Origin of the sequence: Rhodococcus sp. IEGM 1406 (assembly GCF_030056745.1) — a bacterium.
Lineage (GTDB): Bacteria > Actinomycetota > Actinomycetes > Mycobacteriales > Mycobacteriaceae > Rhodococcus_F > Rhodococcus_F erythropolis.
Map to the genome: position 1 here is coordinate 121,760 of NZ_JASHKO010000006.1, position 21,529 is coordinate 143,288.

Here is a 21,529-nt window from a genome sequence, read left to right on the forward strand (position 1 = left end):
GATCCGTGCCTTCAATTGCCTCGTCGCTGTTCTGGATTGCGCTGATCGCGGCCATCGCGCCGATAGTCGCGGGCTTGATCCCGCGTCGACTGGTTCCCGAAGTGGTGTTGCTACTGGTCGCGGGCGCCGTGGTCGGGCCGTTCGCCCTCAACATCGCCGCTGACAGCGAAGCGATCGGAATCCTCCGCGAACTCGGCCTCGGCATGCTGTTCCTGCTCGCCGGCTACGAGATCGATCGACAGGAACTCAGTGGGCGCGGCGGACGTCGAGCGCTCTACACGTGGCTGTTCTGCCTCGCGTTGGCGTTCACGGTGGTCGCGCTGCTTGGCATGAGGAACGTGATCTCCGCGGAAGCCGCTGTTGCCATCGCAATGACGTCGACCGCACTGGGCACGCTGTTGCCGATCCTCAAGGACAACAAACTCCTCGACACACGCTTGGGCAAGACGGTCCTCAATCACGGGGCCGTCGGCGAACTCGGGCCGGTCGTCGCGATGGCGGTGCTGCTGAGTGCCCGTGGTGCCGTCCTGTCGCTGATCGTTCTTGCCGTCTTCGCCTTGATCGCCATCGTCGTGGCGGTGCTGCCCGGCAAGCTGATTCACGAAGGCTCGTGGACACATCGGCTGGTGCGGGCAGGAGCGGACACCACGGCGCAGACGACGGTCCGCCTCACCGTTCTGTTGTTGGTCAGCCTCGGAGTGCTGTCGGCCGTGTTCTCACTCGACGTCATTCTCGGCGCGTTTGCCGCCGGCTTCATCCTGCGGCGACTGATGCCAGAGGGCGACGAGCGCCTCGAGATCAAGCTCGACGGGATCGCCTTCGGGTTCCTCATCCCGATCTTCTTCATCACTTCAGGCATGGCAATCGACGTCTCGGCGGTCGCCGCCAGTCCCGGCATACTGATTGCGTTTCTGATCCTGATCGTTGTCGTCCGCGGCGTGCCGGTGTTCTTCGTGACCAAGTTCGAGAAGGTCGAGCCGCCCTTCACCACGCGCGAAAGTGCGCAAGTCGCGTTGTACGGGGCTACCGGTCTGCCCATGATCGTGGCGGTCACGGGCGCTGCCGTCGACGCGCATCAGATGTCCTCGGACAACGCGTCGATTCTTGTCGCGGCCGGTGCGATCACCGTTCTACTGCTGCCGATGCTCGCCACTCTCTTGACGAAAAAGGAGAAAGTGTCCTGATTCAGAGATCCAACTGCTCGTCGAGCCAGTCGAACATTCGCTGATCCGTCAGACGCCTCGCCATGGGCTGGCAGTGGAAGTTCGCGCCCTCGGCAGCGGTAAAGGGAACCACCGTCGTCGGTCCGCCGGATAGGGCGGCAAGCCGCTTGGATTGACCGGGCCAGAACTGCTCGCCTTCCGGATCGGTGATGAGCAGGGGAGTGGAGATCGAGCCGGCGACGTGTTCGAGGTGGTACTTCCGAACCTCGGCGAGAGTGTTGTAGTAGCCGTCGGCGAGGTACGGACGCGCTCGGAAGCGCCAGATCCGGGCGGTGTCCTTGGAGAACTTCATCCCCATCGCCATGTCGCGGTCGAAGGCCTCCGCCTTCCCCTCGTCGAGCAGCTTCTGCATGTTCTTGGGGATATGGGCGAGCCACGACGCGGCCACGTCCACGACCCCCGGATCGGCGATCGCTGCCGCGATCCGATGCTCGAACGCCAACGACTGCGGCACCCAGTAACCGCCCTGACTGATCCCGTACATCGCCAGCTTCGACGCATCGACGTCCGGCCGGTCCACGAGATAGTCGACGACGGGCGTGATGACGGCTTCCCAGTCGTGACGGAACGGGATGTTGCGCTCGAAGAGCATCGACTGCTGACCGGGTCCGTCGAACATCAACACGTTGTAGCCCCGCTCGAGCGCTCCGGCGCCGCCGCTGCCCCACAGTCCGCTGATCGGGCCGTCGCTACCGTTCACCATGATCAACGTCGGCCGTCGCACGTCGCCGGGCGGCCGGAAGAAGTACCCGGGCAAGTAGGTGTCCTCGTAAGGGATCCGGACGCGTTCGACGGGCTGGGCGGTGGTGTCGACGAAGCGGTCCCACGCTTGTCGGTGACGTTTGAAAGTGGGGACCAGAACCGAATCGTCGCTGAGACCGTCTACGGCGTTGATCGCCACACCGAAGTACGACGCCGCCCGCAGGTACGCGTTGGACGCGCTTCGCGAATGCCCGGCCGCGGCTGCCTCATCGGCCTGCCCGAATACTCGTGTGCCGAGGTCGAACCAGGCCTCGTACCAGCCCTCGAGGTCTTTCTCGCCGACATGAGCGATGGCCGAGAGCACTTCGCCGGTATCTGCCGCGCCGTAGGTGGCTTGCCCGAGAACGACTCTTAGCTCGAAGTCGAAGGACTCGTTGCGGTAGAAACCGGCAGTGAACGCCTGGTGTGGATGGGCGAAGAACGACGACGCGAGAGACATGGGCACACCTTCGCTAGTTCGGGGCAGCCATTTTCAGTTGTAGTTCCAGGATCGCCCGAATCGGTTGCCGGAAAACCTGTCAGCGTGGCGACGCCGGGAGCCCGGTGGATGGCGGCCTCGACATCGCAAATGCCAGGGTGCACAACCACAACGACATCCCCAACACCTGTGCGCGTTGAGCGATACCCAGTCCGAGATTACCGCCGCCGGAGACTTCGATGCTGTTGGTCGTCAACATCCACACCGTCGCAAGGGAAGTCAGGATCAAAATGGTCAGACCCGTCGTCCGCAAAGAAGGGTGTTCGCGATACCTGAACGCTCCCACGGTGAATGCGATCATCGCGGTGAAGATCGCGAACACCGCCACGCTGCTCGTCAATGCGTGAACGTGGTGAAGCTGCGGAAGTAGGCCGTCGGGTGCGCTCGACGGGCAGCCCTCGCCCGAGCATTCGAGAGGGAACGACGCGTCGGCGATTGTGGCGATGCCGAACACTGCAAGTGCAATCCAGCCCGTGACGTAGAGCCTGCGCCTGGGCGTGATCAGCAGACCCAGCGCTCCGGAGATCAACATCAAGATCGCGGACAGGACGTCGGCATTGCCGAAGACGTCACGGTATTTCTGGTTCTCGGCATCGAGTTCGCTGAGGAACGATGTCACCGGGTCGAGGCCGGTGTCGAGGAAAAATTCGAGAATCCACGACGAGTAGACGATTCCGCCCAGAGCCAGCGCAGCCACCAAACCCCACCGTGCAACGTTGCGTTCCTTCACGAAATCGAGCTTACGGACCGAGCAGGGCTTTCTGGACGCGTTCGGCTGCTACCAGCGGATCTTCGTGCTCCCAGATGCGGATGACGGTCCAACCCTGCTCTGCCAGACGTGCATCGGTGTCGCGGTCTCGAACCACGTTGGCGGCCAACTTGTCCGTCCACCACTGCGCGTTGTTCTTGGGAAACGTCGCATGCTGCGGGCAGCTGTGCCAGAAGCATCCGTCCACGAACACCGCGACTTTGCGGCGCGGAAACACCAGATCAGCGCGTCGGCGAACACCTTTGACAGGCGCCCGGTCCACGAAGTACCGGAGTCCGCGCCGATGAAGCTCGCGTCGAAGTGCAATTTCAGGTTTGGTGTCGCGCCGACGCTGAGCGCTCATCCGAGCGCTGGTGGCAGGATCCGTCGCAGGCACCGTGGTTCCCTCAGCCGTCGGAATCGTCGCTGTCTTCGGGATCGGACCAGGTGGGCGCAAACCTGTTGCGACGCTCCACTTCACCGTGCACGACGGTCACGAAGTCGGTGAACGAGAGCGTCTGAGCTTCGGTGGGCCGGCCGTTGCGCGGCGGCGGCTCGTCGACGTCGAAGAACCGAACCGCGCCATCGGGTTCGTAGAGTCCGATGTAGACCTTCTCGAAGAGGTCGTAGCGGGTGTCCTCGGCGCCGAGATCCACCCAGGCCTTTCCTGGAACGCCGACCACCGCGCGCTTGCCCCGGCCCGAGCGCTTCGAGAGCGTCGTGACGTGGTGTGCAAAAGAGGATTTGCCGGTGTCGCTGGTCTTGGTCGGGTCGCCGTCGTCGCACGTGGCGTACGGCTCGAACATGACGGCGACCAACACGCTGTACGGCTGACGCTGATGCAGAACCATTGCCTCGCCACGCAATTCGTGGTCGTTGCGGACGATGTTCTTGGTCCACCGTCCAAGTTTTCCGCTGCGGGGACTGTAGTCCTGGAAGTTGTACGTCTTGATGGAGACGCAGAGGATCAGGCCGAGAGTGGGGTCGAGGGCCTTGACGTCCAAGCGCTTTCGGCCCTTGGCGACATCAACGGTTGCCTCCTGGCCTTCGCCGGACGCTGTCGGGGTGATGTTGGGATACAGCGGACGCAGAGCGTCGGCCACCGTCTGTGCCAGTTGATTGGAGAGTCGCTGGGCGTAGTTCTTCTTCTCGCCGCGATCGGCGTCGGCCGGAGGCTTGTCGCCCGCGAGTTGCAGTGCGCTCCACAGTGGTTCGTGTTCCGGCTCGGAAAACAGCGGTTCGGGGAATAGCGTTTCAGGTTCGGGGAACAGTGATTCCGTCATGCCGCGGCCTCGGGGTATCCGCCCATCCGCTCGAGATGGCTTTCGACGTCCTCGATGAAACCGGGGATGAACCGAAGATTGCCCATGCGTGCGCGCTTGAGGAAGCCGGCTGTGGCCCGCGCCGACAGCAACCGCGTGTCCTCGAGGAAGCCACTCAGATCCTCGTAGTCGTACTGGACCGGCCAGGTCGAGGTGTGGACGCGGAAGGCTTGGCGGTTACGGCCCCATGCCGCACTCGGCCACGCGTCGCCCGGTTCGAGTGGCGTCTCGCCCGCGGCGTCGTATGCGATGGGATCGTTCAGCCGGCCACCGACCCACGACGCCATCCGCACGCTCACGGCATTGCCGACGAGCTTCCATCGGTGGCTGTGGCGTAGGCCGGGAACCTCGACGGACGGAAGCGTCCAGTCGGGATCGAAACCCTGCAGGCGTTCGGCGTCGACGAGGCCGGGAGTGACGATCTCACCGGACGGCAACCGGACCGCCGGCTGGCTGGGGATGCCGACGGACGAGCCGCCCTTGAGCGTCGGCACCGCATTGACGGCCCATCCGAGTCCGCGGGTGCCTTCGGTCCAGTAAAAGCCGCAGGGGTAGTCCGCGGGATCACCTCCCAGGCGCTCGCCGGCGTCCTGGCCGAACAGGATTTCGCGAGGATCGTCCGTGCGCGAGGCAAGCATGATGACGCGCTGACGGCGCTGGGGGAGTCCGAAGGCGCGGGCGTCGACCACCCGGTATGCCCAGGTGTATCCGAGGTCTTCGAGAGCGTCGGTGATGTGCCGCATGGCAGCGCCCTTGCCGAGTTGCAGCATGAACGGAACGTTCTCGATCAACAGCCAGCGCGGGCCTTTCTTGCGCTTGACCAGACGGAACACCTCGTCCACCAGGCCTGAGCGTGCGCCGGTGATGCCCGCCGTTTTGCCGGCCTGAGAGAGGTCCTGGCAGGGGAAACCGGCGGCCACCAATTCGATGTCGCTGGGCAGCGCACGCAGTTTGGTGACGTCGCCGTGCAACGGCACGTCGGCGAAACGCGAACGGAGAACTGCCTGGGCGCCCGGATCGATTTCACACAGCAGTTCGGTGTTCCACCCATGTTCCGAGAGCCCCAACTCGAGCCCGCCGATACCGGCAAACAAACCCACCATGCTCCGCGACGACGTCACAGCACCCTTCCTCACGAACCGACCTAGAAGCACGGTACTCGAGAACTCCGACACCGTTTGCCAACTATTCGGTCTGCGGGGTGCTCCTGGCGGAAGAAGCGTTGTGAAACGGCTTACATCGAGATCTTCGGGGCCGATCGAAGTCCCTAAAAGGTCCCTGATCGAAGCAATAACCCGAACCAGCGGTGCTCCGCGCCCGTTCGTCCATTACCGTGGTCGGGTGAGCATCCAACCTTCCGGTGACGCGTCCTGGCCCGCGGTATTGACCTGGCAGGCCCACAACGCTCCTCGTATGGAGTCTGTTCGTGTGCAGCTGAACGGAAATCGCATCAAGGCTTCCGGCCGGATCATCGGTGGAGCCTGCAGTGAGCACCCTGCATTCAGCGCGTCATACGACCTGGTCACCGACGAGGCCGGCATCACCCGCAGGCTGTCGGTGCGGACCGCCCTGGCCGCCGGTGAGCGTCAGATGTCGATCAGCCGGGACGAAGAAGGCACCTGGATGGTCGAGAACGGCGCCAGTCACCAGCGCTCTGCGTTCGATGGCGCACTCGATGTCGACGTGATCCTCAGCCCGTTCTTCAACACGCTGCCCATCCGCCGCGTCGGCTTGCAGAACGACATCGAAGACGCCGAGGTCCCGGTCGTCTACGTCAACCTTCTCGACCTGCGCGTCGAGGGTGCGACCATCACCTACAGCAGCGGCACCGACGGAATCAGTGTGCTGTCCCCGGTGTCCAGCTCGACGCTGGCCGTCGATACCGAAGGCTTTGTCCTCGACTACCCGGGTCTGGCAACTCGAATCTAGGTTTCGTACCTCTAGGTTTCGGATCGCCGGATGACACCACCGCGTCGACCGGCGTCCCGCATCCGCTCGATCCAGTCGGGTTCTCCGACCCGAAGGTCTTCGATGTCCCAACGCTCGTGCGACTCGTAAGCGCCGCGCGCAGCGAACCCTGCGTCCACCAATCGTGCCGTGGAGCCGTTGTCGAGCAGATCGGTGCGTGCACCCTGCAAAAGGTCGAGCGCTTCGTCCAGCGCGACCAGCAGGGCGTCACGGTTGCCCTCGCACATCGCCCGCACCAGGCCAGGAGCGCTCCCGGCTACGCGGGTGCCGTCGCGAAATGACCCGGCGGCCAGCCCAAGGGCCAGTTCGCCGCCGGCAGCTCCGGTGATCGCGAGTGTTTCCGCCAGTAGGTGGGGCAGGTGCGAGATACGTGCAACAGCTCGATCGTGCTCGAGAGATTCGGCCGGCACGACCACCGAGCCGCAGTCGAGTGCAAGGTCGGCGACCTGCGACCACACGTCTGCGTCGACGCCGTTGTCGGTGGCAACGACCCACACCGCGTCGACGAACAGATCGGCATCCCCGACCGCCCAACCCGAAGCTGACGTCCCCGCCATCGGATGACCGCCCACGAACTTGGCGCTCAAGCCCGCTCGTTCGACCGCGGCCTTCACTTCGCCCTTGACGCTGACGACGTCCGTGATGGGATTGTTCGGCGCATGCGCGGCGATTGCCTCCAAGGTGGCGTCGACGGCAGGCATCGGCACGGCGATCACAATGATCGCACCGCTCTCGTTCGCTCTCTGCAGCACTGAAACCAGATCGGTGTCGGCATCGAAACCGTCGGCTCGGGCCGCGTCGGCGGACTCGCTGGAACGGTTGTAACCCCACGCCTGACGGCCGGATCGGACGGCGGCGCGAAGTAGCGAACCGCCGATCAATCCGAGGCCGAGAACGCAGACTGGTGGGGCGGAATCGATCGCAGACACGAGTTCAGGTTGGCACATCGATGCTCGGACTTCACTCACTGGCACCAGGCGGGCTACCGTTGCGCCATGGGTGCACAGCGCGCGGGTAACAAGAGCGCCTCTTCGAACCAGTCGGAGGAGCTTGAAGGCTTCGGTGTCGCGGTGGTCCGTGAAGAGGGGCGTTGGACGGTCAAGGCATTGACGCCCGACGCGTTGACCTCGCTCTCGGCCGCCGAAACGCAGCTGCGTGAGCTGCGAAGTTCGGGTGCCGTCTTCGGTCTTCTCGACGTCGACGACGAGTTCTTCATCGTGTTGCGTCCGGCGCCGTCCGGCACGCAGTTGCTGATTTCCGACGCGACCGCCGCCATCGACTACGACATCGCAGCTGACGTCCTCGACGCCTTGCACATCGAGATCCCCGACATCGATCCGGACGACCTCGACGACGTCGAACCCTGGGAAGAGGGCGATCTGTCCGTGCTGGCCGATCTGGGCCTGCCGGAACCCGTGCTCGCCGTCATCGCGGCCGAGACCGATCTTTATCCGGACGAGCAGTTGGGGATGATCGCGCAGCGACTCGGGTTCGCATCCGAGTTCGGCGTAGCGCTCGACAAGCTCCCGCGCTAGATGACTCTCGCTGACGATCAGCGCATGATCCGTGCGGCCATCGTGGCCGCACGTTCCGCCTCCGACGCAGACGTCCCGGTCGGGGCAGTGGTGTTCGACGCAGACGGCGTCGAAGTTGCTCGGGCCTCCAATGCAAGGGAAGCGTCGTCCGATCCGACCGCGCACGCCGAAATCCTCGCGTTGCGTGCTGCCGCAAAAATCTACGGCGACGGCTGGCGCCTGGAAGGTGCGACGCTGGCCGTCACCCTCGAGCCCTGCACGATGTGTGCGGGCGCTCTGGTCCTCGCCCGGGTTTCTCGGGTCGTTTTCGGGGCGTGGGAGCCGAAAACCGGAGCCGTCGGATCATTATGGGACGTAGTTCGAGATAAAAGATTGACCTATCGGCCGCAGGTGCGCGGCGGGGTCCTCGAGGACGAATGCGCTGGGCTTTTGGAAGATTTCTTCCGCGAGCAGCGGGCCTGAAATAGGTATTCCCCATCGAGAGTGATCGCACACTCGGGTAGCCGGAACCGGTAATCACGGGCATGGTGGAGATCAGATGCCGTCAGGGTATCGGCGAATCGCCGGAAGGTGATTCGTTCGCGTTCACAGAGGAGTACTCATGGGAATCGCAGACAAGGCTCAGAACAAGGCCGAAGACCTCGGGGGCAAGGCCAAGGAAGCTGCTGGCAGCGCTACCGGTGACCGGGACCTCGAAAACGAAGGTAAAGGCGACCAGGTGAAATCGGCCGTCAAGGATGCCGGCGAGAAGGTCAAGGACGCCGCATCCAGCATCAAGGACAAGCTCACGTAATACCGCTCCACCTGGCGATTTCGGCCACGGGCACTCCATCCGGTAAAGTCACCAACGGTGGCGTGTCCGAGCGGCCTAAGGAGCACGCCTCGAAAGCGTGTGACGGGTAACCCCCGTCCGAGGGTTCAAATCCCTCCGCCACCGCCAAAGCTCCCCACCTGTTCACGCAGGTGGGGAGCTTTTTTGTATGGTAAACCTGGCGTGCGAGCGCTGACGACCGTCAGGACGGACACGCTCCGACTGGACCATCGGACGACCGGCCAGTCCGCCATTCGGACGAGGACAGCGCTGGACTTCGGAGGAGATCGGAAGCCGCACTAAGTCTTATGGGGGAGGGGCCGTCCTCCGGTGGACATTCACAGGTTGACGAAGTTCAGGAGCGGCGAGCGATCCACTCTGCAGCGGCGGCATCGATGTCCTGCTTCAGCTTCTCGAAGAACGAGGGTGGCGGGGTAGGGATCAAATCTGCTGCGGTAGTGAGGGATCGACTGAGGGCGATCCGACGCTCGCGTAACTCGTCGTCGGTCAGGAGCGTCAGGTCCGCCATTGCGAGCCCCCCCCGATCGGTGTGATTCGTGTTTCGGGCAGACCGTGCGCATCGGGATCGATGCATGATTCGATGCGCACGGCCCAGGCACTCCAGGCTGGGGCCGGAATGCAAAAACCACTTTACCAAATGATTACTAATGGCTGTGGGTGTGCCCGCTTTCGGTGTTCGTGGAGCGCTTTCACAGGGTTCTCCCAGGTCGTAAGTCCTGACAATCGTTGAAGCTGCAACTATCGTCGAACCCATGAAAAAGATCTGGTGGATCGGCGGAGCAGTAGTTGTGGTCGTACTCGCCCTGCTTGTGGGGCCGTGGGCGTACGGGAAATTCATCGCTGAAGACGATGCGCCGGCGGCCGTGGTATCCACTCAGGGCGCAGAAGCGGCGTCCGGATCGATCGACGGGCAGTGGACCGTCGTCGCCGGGCAGGGGGACAACCAGACGGCAGCGGGATACACCGTGCACGAGATTCTGAACGGATCGAGTGTGACCGTCGTCGGAACCACCGGCGAGGTGAGCGGAAACGCGGTTGTCGAGGGTGAAAAGCTCACTTCAGGCGAAGTGACGGTGCAGGTGGCAAGCATCAAGACCGACTCGGATCGGCGCGACGGCCAGTTCACGGGCAATGTGATGGATACCAGCACGTATCCGACGGCGACGTTCACGATCGACTCGCCGGTGGACTTGGCTGCTGTGCCGACGGACGGAACAACGGCGACGGTCACGGTGTCTGGCACCTTGACACTCAAAGGTCAGTCCAAGCCGGTGTCGGTCGACATGACCGTGCTGCATTCGGGTGATTCGCTGATCGCATCGGGCTCGATTCCGGTCACCTGGACCGATTTCGGAGTTGAACCCCCGTCCCTCGGTTTTGTCACCGTCGACGCCAGTGGATCGGTGGACTTCCTCGTCTCACTCGCCGCGAGCTGAATTACGTCTACCCGATTCGCACTGCTTCGGGGCGGGCAGGGAAGATTAAGGACATGACCTTCCTTTCTTGTTGTCCGTTCCGAAGGCAGTGTGCGATTTCTGCCCGGACGGAATGAACAGGTGATGCCCCGGTGGAGACCGTTCCGAACGGGTGAAGACCCCGATCCACGGTTCACTCTCGCCAATGAGCGGACGTATCTGGCCTGGATCCGCACGGCGACGGCCTTTGTCGCGTCGGGCGTCGGACTCGAAGCGTTCGGCGGCGACATTCTCAACCCGACGGTTCGTGCCGGCTTGGCAGCGTTGTTACTCGTCGGCGGCGCTCTGATCGCCATCACTTCTTTTGTTCACTGGATCAGCGCCGAGCGAGCACTGCGTGCTGAGCGCTCGTTGCCGGTACCGCTGATGGCGCCGGTGGTCGGCATCTTGCTGGTGATCTGCGCGACCGTCCTGGTGGTCGAGGTCGTGAACTGATTGACCGCGCTGGAACCGTCGGAAGGTGTCAAGCCTCCGGACAAGGGCTTGCAGTCCGAGCGCACATCGCTCTCGTTCGTACGGACGAGTCTGTCGATCCTCGGCTTGTCTGCCGCCTGTTTGAGATGGTTGCCGCCGTTCGGTTCGCTAGCACTGATCGGCCCGTCCCTCGCTGCCGTGCTTGTCGTGGCGGTGACGGTCTACGAACGTCGGTCGCGGCCCAGGCGGTTGGCCCAGTTCTCAGCCGAAAAGGCAACGCCAGCTTTGGGTATGGGTGCAGCTCTCGCGGTCGCCCTGCTCCTGCTCAGTGCGACGGGGCTGTGGATTCTGTTGAAGTAACCTCGGCTTTGGGTGCCCAGCCGGGTGGGCCGAACACGTAGCCTGCGCGCTGGCGCCACGACTTCGACGCTTTCCAGTCGCGAGCGATGGCAGCGTATTCGCGTGTTTGGAGCTTCCAGATGTTGTACGTTCCGACCGGCGTCGTGAGTCCGTAGGTGGGCCGGTGGGTTTCGGCTGCGAATGTTCCGAACATCCGGTCCCAGATGATGAGGATTCCGGCGTAGTTGCGGTCGAGGTACTCGGCGTCGGACCCGTGGTGGACGCGATGGTGCGACGGCGTGTTGAAGATGAATTCGATGGGCCGCCAGAGTTTTCCGACACGTTCGGTGTGGACGAAGAACTGGTAGACGAGGCTGACGGAGAAGCCGACGAACACCATCCACGGCGGAATCCCGAGGAACGGCAACGGCAACCACATGATGATCTCACCGCTGTTGTTCCACTTCTGCCGCAGTGCGGTGCTGAAGTTGAAGTACTCACTCGAATGGTGAGCCTGGTGTGTGGCCCAGATGACTCGAACTCGGTGCGCGATGCGGTGATACGCGTAATAGAGGACGTCGATTCCGAGCAGCAGGATCACCCAGGTGTACCAGGCCGTCGGCGAGAGGTGCCACGGAGCGAGGTACACCCAGATTGCGGAATAGCCGATCAGCGCCAGCACTTTCCAGAAGGTGCTCGTTGCGATCGACACGAGTCCGAGCAGAACGCTGGTTCTGGCGTCGACGCTTCGGTAGCCGCCTTCCGCGGGTCGTGCGCGTCCGTCGGCGTCGTCGGGATGATCCTCGAGAGCGCGGGCCGCGAACCATTCGATTGCCAGGAAGATGACAAACGCGGGGATTGCGAGCGTGACTGGATCATGGAGCGGTTCGAGAAGTGACTTCCATGATTCGAGAAGGGTTTCCCACACGCGATTTGTCCTGTTCTCTAGCTTCGATCGTTACATCATGCATCAAAATGTAACGTCACGGAACCCTTTGCGGCGAAGAACTCGCAGGTTTGTTGCGACTATTCATAGAACGATGGTAGGAATTGCCGGTGCATATCACCGCGAAGGTGGACTACGCCGTGCGGACTCTGGTCGAGCTCGCGGCAGTAGGTCCTGACCCGGCCAAGGCCGAGTTTCTCGCCAAATCCCAGGTCATACCCCACAAGTTCCTGGAAGCGGTGCTCTCGGACCTGCGGCGCGGCGGCTTGGTCAACAGCCGTCGAGGCCCGGACGGGGGATACTGGCTCGCTCGGTCCGCGGACGAGATCACGATTGCAGACGTCATACGAGCCGTCGAAGGACCGCTTGCTTCGATTCGGGGTCAGCGACCGGAAGACGTCGACTACGGGGGGCCGGCGACGCCCCTCAAGGAGGTGTGGATTGCAGTGCGCGTCAACCTCCGTGCTGTGCTCGAAAATGTCACACTCACCGATGTTGCAGGTGGAGAGTTGCCCGAGTTCATTCACGAACTGACGGCAGATCCCGAGGCGTGGAATCGGCGCTGATACAGCCCGGTTTCAGGGTGCCCGTCGACGTGGAACAGTCATAGGAGCAGTGTTCGCAGTGTTGCCTCCCGCGGATTTTGCGTCGTACATCAGATGATCGGCCGCAACGATTGCTCGGGAGAACTCGTTGTAGTCGAACTCTTCCTGATGCGGGATGAAAGGTAGCGTCGCTGCTCCGACGCTGACCGTGGCCAAGGGGTCGTCGGAAGCGTTCACGACGGCTTTGGGCAGTGTCGCGATTCTTTTGCGAAGTCCGTACGGGGTGCCGATCATCACAACGGTGAACTCCTCGCCGCCGGTGCGCGCGGCGTAGCCGAAACCGTTCACATGCTCCTGCAGGCGCGTTCCTGTCCGGATGATGACGGCGTCACCGACTTCGTGACCGAAGGTGTCGTTCACAGCCTTGAACTTGTCGATGTCGACGACGGCAACAGCAATGTCGGCACGATTTGCCGACGCGACCGACCAGATACGCTCCGACATGTCCCACAGCCCTCGCCGGTTCAGGAGTCCGGTGAGTGCATCCACCTTGGATCCCGTTGCGCGCGAGAGTAATTGCCGCCAGGTGAATTGAATGGTGGCCGGAATGAAGATCACGGCACACAGTACGACGTCGGTGCGTGCAATCACGCTGGTTGCCGAGTAGTCGCCGTTCGTCAGGCCGAGCACGGTCAGGGCGATGACAAACGTCGTGGCAAAGGCGAGGTGGAATGCCAGCCAGCGGCGGTCGAGAAAATAGGTGAAGTAGGCGCCGGTGGCCACAAAGAGTGCCGCGCCGAAAAGGGCGGCGTTATGGCTGGTGAAGGTGATGAGAATCGAGGCCGTTCCGAGATCCGCCCACAGACCGTAGAGCTTGAGCATGCGTGAACCTCTGATTCGGCCGACAAACCAGAGAATCGTGGGGATCAGGTTGACGGTCGCAATGCCGACGAGCCAACTGCGCGCAAACGGTCCGTCCGGGCCCTCTCCGCTGAGGAGAAACAGGAACGCCACGATCGAGAAATTGAGTGAGCAGAATCCGATGGTCAGACGGACGAGACGTAGTACGGAGCCTCGTCCGGACTTCGATCCCCACAGCATTACCGTGGACGAAACCGGCCAGGTATGCAGGAGCGGGTCCATCAGATTCCTTCGCCGAGCACATTGCGGTTAATTCACCGCAAAGTATGTCAGGCCATGTTGATTCACGCGTCAACTTGGCAGTGGGCGTCACGCCGTGGAGCTGCTCACAACTCTCTCTGTCGCGCTGTTCAGGCATTTGCCGTGCGTGAGTGTGAGGTACGCCTCGAGTTTCCGCGCTGTGTGTTCGATCGCACAATATTGCAGACCTCTGCAAAGTTGCAGAGCTCTGCAAGTTGGGTACCGTGTTGGAGTGATCATCGAACAAGGCCTTCGCGACCGCAAGAAGGCAGCAACCCGTGCCGCACTCAGTGGCGCGGCAGCACGGCTCGCTCGTGCGCTGGGGATCGAATGCGTCACCGCTGACGCGATCGCCTCCGAGGCCGGAGTGTCGACGAGGACGTTCCACAACTACTTCTCCAGCAAGGAGGAGGCAGTGCTCGCCAGTTTCGAGGAATCGGTGAACCTGTGGATCGAGGCGCTTGCGTCGCGGCCCGCGGACGAACCAATTCTCGACGTCCTCGAAGAACTTGTGGTCGAAATCGTGAACGACTCAGGTCCGAGTGGGAGTGAGAAGGCAAGTATCTGGCTGCTGTCGGATTCGAGTCCCGCGCTCTACCGGGATGCCGCAGACATGCATCAGCGGATCAACCGTGCAGTCGTTCAGGCATTGGCGGAACGCACCGGTACCGACGCCGAGAAGGACCTGTACCCGACGCTCCTCCTGGGAGCGGTGGGCGGAGCCGCTAAATCGGTGATCGACGTCTGGACTGGCGGAAAGTCGGAGGCTTCCAGTCCGGAGGAGTTGGTTCACGACGCTTTTCGGCAGATTCGTGCCGGATTGCCCGCGCCGCCGCCCGCCCCTGAGATGTCGCGTCCCTGAGATGTCCCGTCTCTGAGCCCCACACGTAATACCTGTCCACGTACACGCACCGAAACAGCAAGGAGCCCGTCGTGGCCACCTATCTTTATCGGATCGGCAAGTTCGCCTACCGGCGAAAAGGCGCGGTCCTCAGCGTTTGGCTGATAATCCTGGTCCTGATGGGCGTCGGGGCAGCCACTCTGTCCGGCCCCACCAAGGATTCGTTCTCCATTCCGGGAACCCCGGCACAGCAGGCGCAAGACCTGATGGCGGAGCGTTTTCCCGACGCGCCCAACCCGATGGATTCGCTGAGCGCGCGATACGTAGTGCAAGCTCCGGCGGGCACGACGCTGGCCGATCCGGCGAACGTCAAGGCCATGGACGACATGCTCGCGAGTATTCGTGGCATCGACAAGGTCGCCGACTCCGCCAAGGTGGACCCGGCGACTGCCACTCCGGAACAGGCCGCGAAGGCGTTGGTCAATCCGGTTACCGGCAACGACTCCATGGTTGCGATGTTCAAGGAAAAGGCTGCTGCGGCTGGAACTTCCGAGACGCAGGCCGTGGACGACGCGCGCGCGTTGTCGCCGCTCAGTGCCGACGGCACGGTCGGGTACGTCGAGGTTCCGTTCAGCGGTGACTTCGCCGATCTCGATCAGGCGTTGCGTGATTCGATCAACTCCGCAGCCGATGTCGGTCGGGCCGAGGGACTCAACGTCCAGGTCAGTGGTTCTGCTGCTCAGGAAGCGGAGATGCCCGGTGGTGTCACCGAGCTGATCGGTATCGCCGTTGCCGCTGTCGTTCTGGCCATCACGTTCGGTTCGCTTGTGGCCGCGGGGCTTCCGCTCCTGACCGCGATCATCGGTATCGCTATCGGCAGCCTTGGAATCACGGTTGCCACCGGATTCATGGATCTCAGTTCGATGACTCCGACGCTGGCGATCATGATCGGTCTGGCCGTGGCGATCGACTACTCGCTGTTCATCATGTCCAGGTTCAGGCATGAGCTCACCCTCACCGACAACCGTGCCGAAGCAGCAGGTCGCGCCGTCGGAACTGCCGGTTCCGCAGTGGTATTCGCCGGTTTGACAGTCATCATCGCGCTCGTTGCCTTGCGTGTCGTCGGCATCCCGTTCCTCTCGGACATGGGTGCGGCAGCGGCCTTCACCGTGCTGATCGCGGTTCTGATCGCATTGACCTTGCTGCCCGCGATCCTGGGTATGTTCGGACGCAAGGCTTTTGCCGGCAAGATTCCCTTCCTCAGCAAGCGTGCGGAGGAGTCCGAAAACAATGATTCAGGCAAGCCGAAGCTGGCTCTGCGCTTCATCACCGCCGTCGTTCGTCGTCCGCTCGTGCCGCTGATCGGTGGAGTAGTTCTTCTGGGCGCATTGGCTCTGCCCGCAACGGGATTGAGCCTGGCATTGCCGTCGGAGGCCACCGGTGACCCGGCGACCAGTGCGCGTCAGGCGTACGACCTGATCGACGAGGGCTTCGGTGACGGCCGCAACGGACCGCTGATCGCGGTTGTCGACGCCAAAGATGCCAGCGTCCCCGCCGGGGAGGCCTTTGCGGAGGTCGTCTCGACCATCTCGAGCTTCGGTGACGTCCAGAACGCACAGGTCGTGAGGGTCAACGAAGCCGGCGACACCGCGCAGGTACTGATCACTCCGAAGAGCGGACCGACCGATCCGGCCACGATGGACCTGGTGGGCAGCCTCCGCGGAGCAGAAGGCGGACTCAACGATTCGATCGGCGTCAGCTACGGCATCACTGGTCAGACCGCACTCGAAGGCGACGTCTCGGACACGCTGAAGGATGCATTGGTGCCCTACCTTGCCGTAGTGGTCGGCCTTGCATTCATTCTGTTGCTCTTGGTGTTCCGTTCGATCCTGGTTCCGCTGACCGCGACGCTCGGCTTCCTGCTCAGCGTGCTCGCGACATTCGGTGCGACGGTGGCGATCTTCCAGCACGGTTGGTTGGGCATCATCTCGAACCCGCAACCGCTCGTGAGTTTCATGCCGATCTTCCTGATCGGCGTGGTGTTCGGGTTGGCGATGGACTACCAGGTGTTCCTCGTGACGCGTATGCGTGAGGAGTACGTCCACGGTGCGAGCGCGAAGGAGGCCGTGACCATCGGCTTCAACCACGGTGCCCGCGTGGTCAGTGCGGCCGCGGTCATCATGATCTCCGTGTTCGGTGCCTTCATCGCGGAACCGAACTCGTTCATCAAGTCGATCGGATTCGCGCTCGCCGCGGCGGTGTTCTTCGACGCCTTCATCGTGCGCATGGTGATCATCCCGTCCGTCATGGCACTGCTCGGCGACAAGGCGTGGTGGCTGCCGAAGTGGCTGGACAAGATTCTGCCGAACGTCGACATCGAGGGTGAGAAGCTCAGCAAGGCCCTCCGTGACGAGAAGGAAGCGGAACTGCAGTCCGCATCTGCTTGATCTCTGCTGTGCGCCTTTATTAACCCCCCGCGGTTAATAAAGGCGCACAGCTGTTTTTGCGTATCGAAATATCCAGCGGCACATGTCGGCCAGGATTGGTAACCTTCGCTCACTATGCTGATCAGGCTGCTGCGCACTTATCTGACGCCGTACCGGGGTGAACTCACGGGCGTTGTCGTCCTGCAGTTTATTTCGACTATGGCGGCCCTTTACCTTCCGAGTCTCAACGCCGACATCATCGACAACGGCGTGACCAAAGGCGACACCGGCTACATCCTCTCCACCGGCGGGATGATGCTGATGGTCACGCTGACGCAGATCCTGTGCTCGGTGGGTGCCGTCTTCTTCGGAGCGCGAGTCGCCATGGGCGTCGGGCGCGACCTCCGAGCGTCGGTGCTGCATCAGGTCGGGACGTTCTCGGCCAGGGAAGTCGGCCACTTCGGTGCGCCTTCGCTGATCACCCGCAATACCAACGACGTCCAGCAAGTACAGATGATGGTCGTGATGAGTTGCACCATCCTCGTCATGGCTCCGATCATGTGTATCGGCGGCATCATCATGGCTCTACGACAGGACCTGAATCTTTCCTGGATCCTCGGGATCAGCGTCCCGCTCCTCGTAGTCTCGATGGGTTTCCTGATTGCCCGGATGGTCCCCGGATTCCGGGTCATGCAGGGCCGCCTCGACGCCGTCAACCGTGTTCTTCGCGAACAGATCACGGGCATCCGCGTCGTCCGAGCGTTTGTACGGGAACCGTACGAGGTAGAGCGTTTCGGCGACGCCAACCGCGAACTGACGGAGACTGCACTCGGCGTCGGCCGCCTCATGGCACTGATGTTCCCGCTCGTGATGCTGATCAGCAATGTCACCAGCGTCGCGGTCATCTGGTTCGGTGGCCATCAGATCAACGAGGGCTCGATGCAGATCGGCTCGCTCACCGCGATGCTCAGCTACATCATGCAGATCCTGATGGCCGTCATGATGGCCACCTTCATGGCGGTGATGCTGCCGCGTGCGTCGGTGTGCGCCGAACGTATCTCCGAGGTACTCGACACCGATTCCTCGGTGATTCCGCCCGAGAATCCGGTCCTGGAGTTGAAGGACCCGGGCGTCGTCGAGCTTCGTGGGGCTCAGTTCCAGTTCCCCGGAGCCGAGGAGCCAGTGTTGCGCGACATCACCTTCCGCGCCGAACCAGGCAAGACGACGGCGATCATCGGCGGCACCGGTTCGGGAAAGACCACTCTGCTCAACCTGATTCCACGTTTGATCGACTCCACCTCCGGATCGGTATCGGTGGGCGGCGTCGACGTCCGCGACATCGACACGGAGCTGCTCTGCTCGGTGATCGGTCTGGTCCCGCAGAAGCCGTATCTGTTCTCCGGCACTGTCGCCACCAATCTCCGCTACGGAAACCCCGAAGCTACCGACGAATGGCTGTGGGAGTGCCTCGAGATCGCCCAAGCTGCCGACTTCGTCCGCGCCATGCCAGAAGGCCTGGACACACCGGTGGCACAAGGCGGTACGACGGTATCGGGCGGTCAGCGTCAGAGACTCGCCATCGCGAGAGCGTTGGTGCGTAAGCCGCAGATCTATCTGTTCGACGATTCCTTCTCGGCACTCGACCTCACTACCGACGCACGGCTGCGTGCGGCGCTCCGGCCGGTCACGCAAGACGCCTGCATAGTCGTTGTCGCGCAGCGTATCTCCACTATCGTCGAGGCCGATCAGATCATCGTGCTCGACGACGGCGCCATCGTGGGGATCGGCACGCACGACGAACTCGTGGTCAGTTGTCCCACCTACGGCGAAATCGTCGCCTCTCAGCTAGCCGTACAGGACGCATCATGAGTAATCGACCGACTTCCTCGCCTCCCATCGGCCCGCCCGGCGGCGGCGATCCCACCAAGAAGGCCATGAACTTCGGCCCTTCGCTCAAGCGTCTCCTCGGTCGCTTGAGCCCGGACAAGCCGATCGTCATCCTGATCTTCGCTTTGGTGACGGCAAGCGTCGTACTTTCCTCGATCGCGCCGAAGATCCTGGGAAACGCCACCAATCTGATCTTCGACGGCATCGTCAGTAAGCAACTCCAGCCGGGGACGACAAAGGAACAGGCTGTCGAAGGATTGCGCGCTTCGGGGCAGGGTCAACTCGCCGACATGGTGTCCGGCATGGCCGTTGTGCCCGGAACCGGAATCGATTTCGACGCCGTCGGCAAGGTCTTGATGATCGTGCTGCTGCTGTTCGTCTGCGCGTCGCTGTTCAGTTGGCTGCAGGCGTATCTGCTCAACATCGTGGTCCAGCGAACCGTTCGTCGTCTGCGTGAGGACGTCGAGCAGAAGATTCACCGACTTCCCTTGCGGTACTTCGATACCCATGCCCGCGGTGATGTTCTCTCACGCGTGACCAATGACATCGACAACGTCGCGCAGAGCTTGCAGCAGACGCTCAGCCAGTTGGTCATGTCGGTGATGACCGTCCTGGGCATTCTGGTGATGATGCTGTGGATCTCACCGCTGCTCGCCTTGATCGCGGTGGCAACTGTTCCGCTGTCGATCATGGTGACGGCGTTCATCGCGAAGCGTTCACAGAAGCACTTCGTGGCGCAGTGGAAGAGCACCGGCGGAATCAACGCGCAGGTCGAGGAAGCATTCAGCGGCCACGAGTTGGTCAAGGTGTTCGGTCGCCAGCAGGAGGTCGAGGAGCGCTTCCGCAAGCAGAACGAGGATCTGTACGAGTCGAGTTTCAAGGCGCAGTTCATCTCCGGTCTGGTCATGCCGGCCGTGATGTTCCTCGGCAACCTCAACTACGTCGCCATCGCAGTGGTGGGTGGCATGCGCGTCGCATCCGGAACGATGACCCTCGGCGACGTGCAAGCGTTCATCCAGTACTCGCGGCAGTTCACCCAGCCGCTCACGCAGATCGCGTCGATGACCAATCTGCTGCAGTCCGGCGTCGCTTCGGCCGAGCGGGTCTTCGCGCTGCTCGACCAAGAGGAGCAGTCGGAGGACCCGAAGAGTGCGAAGTCGCCCACGGTCGACAAGGGTCGCGTCAAGTTCGAGAACGTCACCTTCAGTTACAAGCCGGAACAGCCGCTGATCGAGGACCTGTCCCTGACTGCCGAGCCGGGCCAGATGGTTGCGATCGTCGGACCCACCGGCGCCGGCAAGACCACCCTCGTCAACCTCATCCTGCGGTTCTACGAACTCAATTCGGGCCGAATCACTTTGGACGGCATCGACATCGCCGACATGACGCGAGACGATCTGCGCTCACGGATCGGCATGGTTCTGCAGGACGCGTGGCTGTTCGGTGGAACCATCCGCGAGAACATCGCCTACGGCAAGCCTGGTGCCACCGACGAGGAGATTCGTCGTGCGGCCGAGATGAGCTACGTCGACAAGTTCGTGCACTCTCTGCCTGAGGGTTACGACACGGTCATCGACGAGGAAGGCAGCAACGTCAGTGCCGGTGAGAAGCAGCTCATCACTATCGCCCGCGCCTTCATCTCGCAGCCGTCCATCCTGATCCTCGACGAGGCGACCAGTTCGGTGGACACACGCACCGAACTGCTGGTCCAGAGCGCCACCGCGGTTCTGCGCAACGACCGCACCAGCTTTGTCATCGCGCACCGTCTTTCGACAATTCGTGATGCGAACCTGATCGTGGTGATGGAGGAAGGCCGGATCGTGGAGCAGGGGAGCCATGAGGATCTGCTCGAATCCCGCGGCGCGTACTTCCGTCTGTACAACAGCCAATTCGTGGGAGCGGAGATCTAATCGCACTACTACGGTGGTGAGCATGCTGATTGCCGAGGATCTGCTGTTGCTCGCCACCGACGACGTCAGCGGAAAGCTGCTGCGTTCGTCGTCCTACGTCGATGTTGCGCTCGGAGGCGCCTTGTTGGTCGAGCTTGTGCTTGCCGACCGCGTCCGCCTCGACGGCGCCGGATGGCGGGCGCGGACAGTCGTCATCGACAATCGGCCACTCGCGGATCCCACTCTCAACGCTGCATTGGCACGGCTGGCCGAGAAGCCACCGGCCCGGCCGACTGCGGTGGTGAACCGACTTGCGAAGGGCGCAAGGAAGGCGCTCTATGCGGGTATGGGAGCCCGCGGAATTGTGACGGCCGTGGAACATCAAGTGCTCGGGTTCTTTCCGAACGTTAGATGGCCGGCGACCAATCCGCGGTACGAGGATCAACTACGCTTCGTGCTTCGTGAGATTCTGCTGGGGGTCCGCCAACCCACCCCAACCGAAGGTGCATTGGTGTCGATCTTGGCAGGCGCGAACATGCTCAAGGTGGTCGTTCCGGCCGATCAGTTCAAGGCGGCGAAAGCGCGAGCGAAAGTGCTGTCGCAAGGAAACTGGGCGAGCGAGGCAGTGCGGCAGTCGATCGCGGCGACGCAGGCAGCCACCACTGCGGCGCTCACCGCAACAATTGCCGTGTCGACATCCTCGGGATCGTGACGGAGCGATACTGCACGACGTGGCCC

The 21,529-nt window shown here is 62.5% G+C and carries 23 protein-coding genes and 1 tRNA gene; 15 read left to right on the forward strand and 9 right to left on the reverse strand.

Annotation, left to right across the window (positions count from 1 at the left end):
- The first annotated feature begins 5 nt into the window (after positions 1–5).
- A complete protein-coding gene (locus QM596_RS25725) occupies positions 6–1,184 on the forward strand; it encodes a cation:proton antiporter (protein ID WP_019746478.1) in 1,179 nt (392 codons plus the stop codon).
- Position 1,185: 1 nt separating this feature from the next.
- Here QM596_RS25725 and QM596_RS25730 read toward each other — a convergent pair whose 3' ends face one another.
- The 5 genes from QM596_RS25730 to QM596_RS25750 all read right to left on the reverse strand — a co-directional run bounded on the left by QM596_RS25730 (position 1,186) and on the right by QM596_RS25750 (position 5,636).
- Entirely contained in the window at positions 1,186–2,424 is a 1,239-nt protein-coding gene (locus tag QM596_RS25730) for an alpha/beta hydrolase family protein (protein ID WP_069146644.1), read from the reverse strand.
- Positions 2,425–2,503: 79 nt separating this feature from the next.
- Positions 2,504–3,193, reverse strand: a complete 690-nt coding sequence (locus QM596_RS25735) for a DUF998 domain-containing protein (protein WP_007731663.1) — start codon at positions 3,191–3,193, stop codon at positions 2,504–2,506.
- A 10-nt stretch (positions 3,194–3,203) separates the two neighbouring features.
- Positions 3,204–3,608 carry a very short patch repair endonuclease gene (locus QM596_RS25740; protein WP_019746481.1) on the reverse strand — a complete coding sequence of 135 codons (405 nt, stop codon included), beginning with the start codon at positions 3,606–3,608 and terminating at the stop codon, positions 3,204–3,206.
- A gap of 10 nt (positions 3,609–3,618) precedes the next feature.
- Positions 3,619–4,494, reverse strand: a complete 876-nt coding sequence (locus QM596_RS25745) for a hypothetical protein (protein ID WP_019746482.1) — start codon at positions 4,492–4,494, stop codon at positions 3,619–3,621.
- Complete coding sequence (locus tag QM596_RS25750) at positions 4,491–5,636, reverse strand: DNA cytosine methyltransferase (RefSeq protein ID WP_153211133.1); 1,146 nt, start codon at positions 5,634–5,636, stop codon at positions 4,491–4,493. Before QM596_RS25750 ends, QM596_RS25745 begins: the two co-directional genes overlap by 4 nt.
- Before the next feature lie 238 nt (positions 5,637–5,874).
- On the opposite strand from QM596_RS25750, the gene QM596_RS25755 reads away from it, so the two are divergent.
- Complete coding sequence (locus QM596_RS25755) at positions 5,875–6,462, forward strand: putative glycolipid-binding domain-containing protein (protein WP_019746484.1); 588 nt, start codon at positions 5,875–5,877, stop codon at positions 6,460–6,462.
- A gap of 11 nt (positions 6,463–6,473) precedes the next feature.
- Here QM596_RS25755 and QM596_RS25760 read toward each other — a convergent pair whose 3' ends face one another.
- Complete coding sequence (locus QM596_RS25760) at positions 6,474–7,448, reverse strand: prephenate dehydrogenase (protein ID WP_256064856.1); 975 nt, start codon at positions 7,446–7,448, stop codon at positions 6,474–6,476.
- Between the two features lie 48 nt (positions 7,449–7,496).
- Between QM596_RS25760 and QM596_RS25765 the strand changes: the two genes are divergently transcribed.
- The 4 genes from QM596_RS25765 (at position 7,497) to QM596_RS25780 (ending at position 8,976) form a co-directional block, all read left to right on the forward strand.
- Positions 7,497–8,036: a tRNA adenosine deaminase-associated protein gene (locus QM596_RS25765; protein WP_047888780.1), complete on the forward strand. Its 540-nt coding sequence runs from the start codon at positions 7,497–7,499 to the stop codon at positions 8,034–8,036.
- Entirely contained in the window at positions 8,037–8,498 is a 462-nt protein-coding gene (locus QM596_RS25770) for a nucleoside deaminase (protein ID WP_047271540.1), read from the forward strand.
- A gap of 139 nt (positions 8,499–8,637) precedes the next feature.
- The gene (locus tag QM596_RS25775) at positions 8,638–8,829 is read left to right on the forward strand and encodes a CsbD family protein (protein WP_003943869.1); all 192 of its coding nucleotides are present in this window, start codon (positions 8,638–8,640) and stop codon (positions 8,827–8,829) included.
- A 56-nt stretch (positions 8,830–8,885) separates the two neighbouring features.
- A tRNA-Ser gene (locus QM596_RS25780) sits at positions 8,886–8,976 on the forward strand.
- Positions 8,977–9,202: 226 nt separating this feature from the next.
- On the opposite strand, the gene QM596_RS25785 is transcribed toward QM596_RS25780, so the two are convergent.
- The gene (locus tag QM596_RS25785; RefSeq protein WP_003943953.1) at positions 9,203–9,376 is read right to left on the reverse strand and encodes a hypothetical protein; all 174 of its coding nucleotides are present in this window, start codon (positions 9,374–9,376) and stop codon (positions 9,203–9,205) included.
- Positions 9,377–9,620: 244 nt separating this feature from the next.
- Here QM596_RS25785 and QM596_RS25790 point away from each other — a divergent pair, with 244 nt between their 5' ends.
- The 3 genes from QM596_RS25790 (at position 9,621) to QM596_RS25800 (ending at position 11,117) form a co-directional block, all read left to right on the forward strand.
- Positions 9,621–10,304: a YceI family protein gene (locus QM596_RS25790; RefSeq protein WP_019746487.1), complete on the forward strand. Its 684-nt coding sequence runs from the start codon at positions 9,621–9,623 to the stop codon at positions 10,302–10,304.
- Positions 10,305–10,427: 123 nt separating this feature from the next.
- Positions 10,428–10,778, forward strand: coding sequence for a YidH family protein (locus QM596_RS25795; protein WP_256064761.1), 351 nt, complete (start codon positions 10,428–10,430; stop codon positions 10,776–10,778).
- The gene (locus tag QM596_RS25800; RefSeq protein WP_029254269.1) at positions 10,779–11,117 is read left to right on the forward strand and encodes a DUF202 domain-containing protein; all 339 of its coding nucleotides are present in this window, start codon (positions 10,779–10,781) and stop codon (positions 11,115–11,117) included. It abuts the gene before it with no gap.
- Here the strand turns inward: QM596_RS25800 and QM596_RS25805 are convergent.
- Positions 11,083–12,024 carry a sterol desaturase family protein gene (locus QM596_RS25805; RefSeq protein WP_080910545.1) on the reverse strand — a complete coding sequence of 314 codons (942 nt, stop codon included), beginning with the start codon at positions 12,022–12,024 and terminating at the stop codon, positions 11,083–11,085. The two genes, QM596_RS25800 and QM596_RS25805, sit on opposite strands and share 35 nt — an antisense overlap.
- 128 nt (positions 12,025–12,152) lie before the next feature.
- Here QM596_RS25805 and QM596_RS25810 point away from each other — a divergent pair, with 128 nt between their 5' ends.
- Entirely contained in the window at positions 12,153–12,608 is a 456-nt protein-coding gene (locus tag QM596_RS25810) for an RrF2 family transcriptional regulator (protein WP_003943908.1), read from the forward strand.
- 12 nt (positions 12,609–12,620) lie between these two features.
- Here QM596_RS25810 and QM596_RS25815 read toward each other — a convergent pair whose 3' ends face one another.
- On the reverse strand, positions 12,621–13,730 hold the full coding sequence (locus QM596_RS25815; RefSeq protein WP_141487947.1) for a GGDEF domain-containing protein: 1,110 nt from the start codon (positions 13,728–13,730) through the stop codon (positions 12,621–12,623).
- 250 nt (positions 13,731–13,980) lie between these two features.
- Between QM596_RS25815 and QM596_RS25820 the strand changes: the two genes are divergently transcribed.
- The 5 genes from QM596_RS25820 (at position 13,981) to QM596_RS25840 (ending at position 21,503) form a co-directional block, all read left to right on the forward strand.
- The gene (locus QM596_RS25820) at positions 13,981–14,610 is read left to right on the forward strand and encodes a TetR/AcrR family transcriptional regulator (RefSeq protein WP_007731646.1); all 630 of its coding nucleotides are present in this window, start codon (positions 13,981–13,983) and stop codon (positions 14,608–14,610) included.
- Positions 14,611–14,681: 71 nt separating this feature from the next.
- On the forward strand, positions 14,682–17,036 hold the full coding sequence (locus QM596_RS25825; RefSeq protein ID WP_141487946.1) for an MMPL family transporter: 2,355 nt from the start codon (positions 14,682–14,684) through the stop codon (positions 17,034–17,036).
- A gap of 114 nt (positions 17,037–17,150) precedes the next feature.
- Entirely contained in the window at positions 17,151–18,884 is a 1,734-nt protein-coding gene (locus QM596_RS25830; RefSeq protein ID WP_021332868.1) for an ABC transporter ATP-binding protein, read from the forward strand.
- On the forward strand, positions 18,881–20,812 hold the full coding sequence (locus tag QM596_RS25835; RefSeq protein WP_080910547.1) for an ABC transporter ATP-binding protein: 1,932 nt from the start codon (positions 18,881–18,883) through the stop codon (positions 20,810–20,812). The genes QM596_RS25830 and QM596_RS25835 overlap by 4 nt, the downstream gene beginning before the upstream one ends.
- A 22-nt stretch (positions 20,813–20,834) precedes the next feature.
- Positions 20,835–21,503: a GOLPH3/VPS74 family protein gene (locus QM596_RS25840; RefSeq protein WP_157902088.1), complete on the forward strand. Its 669-nt coding sequence runs from the start codon at positions 20,835–20,837 to the stop codon at positions 21,501–21,503.
- The last annotated feature ends 26 nt before the right edge of the window (positions 21,504–21,529 follow it).